General features: G+C 67.7%; 2 protein-coding genes. Both read left to right on the forward strand.

The genetic code is table 11. From position 1 onward, the window contains the following. The first annotated feature begins 206 nt into the window (after nt 1–206). Nucleotides 207–683, forward strand: coding sequence for a nuclear transport factor 2 family protein (locus tag GWI24_RS43180; protein ID WP_210951480.1), 477 nt, complete (start codon nt 207–209; stop codon nt 681–683). Between the two features lie 612 nt (nt 684–1,295). Continuing rightward, nucleotides 1,296–1,817 carry a hypothetical protein gene (locus GWI24_RS43185; protein WP_210951481.1) on the forward strand — a complete coding sequence of 174 codons (522 nt, stop codon included), beginning with the start codon at nt 1,296–1,298 and terminating at the stop codon, nt 1,815–1,817. Nucleotides 1,818–2,665: the final 848 nt, after the last annotated feature.

A 2,665-nucleotide genomic window follows, 5' to 3' on the forward strand; every position in this document is an offset into this window, starting at 1 on the left:
CCGAGCCCACAGGTTCGGCGAGGACGCGCAGGGGCTCGCTGCACACGACGGCGAATGCGGTCCGGTCCGGGCAAGCCGGACTCCGGATCGCGGGGCTTGCCGTACGGCTTCACCGCGTGCTCGCAGCGGCTGTTGGCGGCGTGGCGTGGTTCGACGCCCGGGATAACTGGTCGTGGGAGTGGGCGTGATCCTGGTAGGACACGGCCATGGATGCTGAAGCGCTGACACCGATAGACCGCTTGCTGGCGGAGCGAGCCGTCGAACGCCTGATCCTCGAGTTCATCCACAGACTTGACCTGGGGCAACCGAGCTCGGTTGCCGATCTCTTCACCCCCGATGGTGTCTGGGAGTGGCTCCATGACGGCCGTCGTGTTGAAGGCCGTGCTGCTCTGCGTGACTACTTCGGGTCCCGCCCCGCGGATCGTCTGTCGCGCCGTATGTGCACCAACATCCTTGTGACCGTGGATTCGGCCTTCTCCGCTACCGCAACCACCTACTTCGCCACTTATCGGGTTGACGGTTATACCGAGGGCACGCTCCTGCCGCCTCGGCTGCCGGCGAATGTGGGGCACTACGAGGACACGTTCCGCAAGGTGGACGGAATCTGGCTGATGGCCAGGAGGAGTCTGATTCTGCCTTTCGGCGGGGCGACAGAGCGGATTGGTCCCGTCTGGAGAAGGTGACGCCGGCGAGGCCCGAGCCTGATCGGGGCAGGCGGCTTGGTTGGACGCCGTTGGCGCCTGTCAAGGGGCGGATCTACAGCTCGAAGTCGCCGTTGTCGGCGAGGCCGGATTCGCATACGAACGCGTCGTCGCGGCGCATCCCGCACGGCCGCAGCCCTGCGCAGGGACGGTCGGCCGACCACGTGACCGCTGTCGATGAGCGTGCGGCTGAACCACGACAGGTGTGCGTGCAAGACAACCTGGACCACAGGTGCCCGCCTCACTGAGTCCGGCATGCCGAATCGCCAGGACCGCCTGCCCTCGTGGGCAGAACCGTGTCGATAGGCGCTGCTCCGCAGCCGTCGGCACCCCGGTCGAGCGCAAGGCCGCGAACAGCGCCTTCTGTCGCTCGTCCGGCATCTGCCGATAGCGTGCAGCCCGTGTTGCCCGCGCTGCGGGCGCCACGGCCACTCGCGGTGTACAGCACTTGCCACCCGTTGGAAGCTCGGACCGCCCCGGGATCACCCAGTGATCGCCCAGCCGCTTGGCACGTGGCTATTACGGCAGGTGTAGCGTGAAGCCGACTCGGCCGGTCCGTCCGGCGAATCCGTGTCCTAACGGGGGACCTTCACCATGCGCCACCTTCCTCGCGTCGCCGCGTTCGGCGCGCTCGCCGCCTCCGCCCTCCTCGCTCTCTCGGCCTGCTCCAGCGGCGGATCGGGCGATGCGTCGTCTGACGCCGGGAAGGAAGGGAAGAAGGGTGCGAGCAGCAGCGGCTCGCCGGGTTCGAAGACCACAGCGTCGCCGTCCGCCGCAGCGAGCGGGTCGACCGGTGGATCCGGCACCGCCCAGACCGTCACGTCCAAGGTCGAGGTCAGCATCAAGTCGTGCCAGCTCCGTGACGCGTCCAAGCTGTTCGCGGTCATCCAGCTCGACAACGCCAACGGCGCGGCGGACTACGCCTACACCGTCAAGGTCCGCTTCCTGAACTCCGCACACCCCGACCAAGCGGTCTACACCACCCTCACCAACCAGCCCGTACAAGCCGGAGCCATGAAGAGCGCGCTCGCGTCCGCCGCGTGGAAGGGCGACTCCGCCGCAATGCCGAAGACTTGCCAGGTCGCCAAGGCGGTCAAGGTGAAGACGGCTGGCTGACCCCGGCCGCTGCCGCGTGCGGTGAGAGGCGCGCCGAGGACTTCTTGGCAGGACGACCTTGCGGTTGCTGGATCCAGTGGCGGCGATCAGCGCCTTGTGGGTCCGGTCGTGGTGGCGTCCTTCTCCTCGGTACTCGGTGGTGAGGGACCACCACGACCGCCCCGGCCTTCGTCGGACGGGGTCGGGGCGGCACGGAGCACCCGTCAGGCCGCGGCCGGGACAGAGGTGTCGAGATCCGAAACACCAGGACAGCCTGGATGGCATAACTTCCGGCACCCACAGGCTCGGTGAGTGAGGCCGGGGCCAACTCGTAGCGGCAGGGCCGGCCGTGCTGCGCCCAGGGGCCGGCCAGGCGTGCTGTCCAGCGGATCTTGCCGGGGCCCGTGCCGCCCGGCACGCGCGGCGTGCGGCGCCACCGGACAGGGCCTGGGCGCGGCCCAGCCGGCAGTGGCGGGACGTCTCGGGATTGCCGGTGCCGGCAGCCCCGAGAACTCCCGCCATCGCAGGTCGCAAGGGGCGTCTTTGTCGTCAAGGCACCCGCGGGCGGTCACTGATCGGTGGATCGAGCTTCAAAGTTTGAACACAAATTACACACATCCCCTCTTCAGATGGGCTCCGATGGTCTAGATTGACCGTGCTTCACATGTTTGGACACCAGGCGACAAATGATGATCTATCGGTCCGGCTCTATGGTCAGTCAGCAGTCGCGTCGCCGGCGCCAGACGTGGGGGTGATCAAATCTTGGAGCCCGAGAGGGGGCCTTGGGTGCGGGGAGCACCCGAGGTTACGACGGGCTTCCGCGCACCTCGAGAGTCTGGCAGGACGTGCGAGTCTGCTGCCGCCAGAGT

The organism is Streptomyces sp. MK37H (assembly GCF_018035285.1).
Lineage (GTDB): Bacteria > Actinomycetota > Actinomycetes > Streptomycetales > Streptomycetaceae > Streptomyces > Streptomyces endocoffeicus.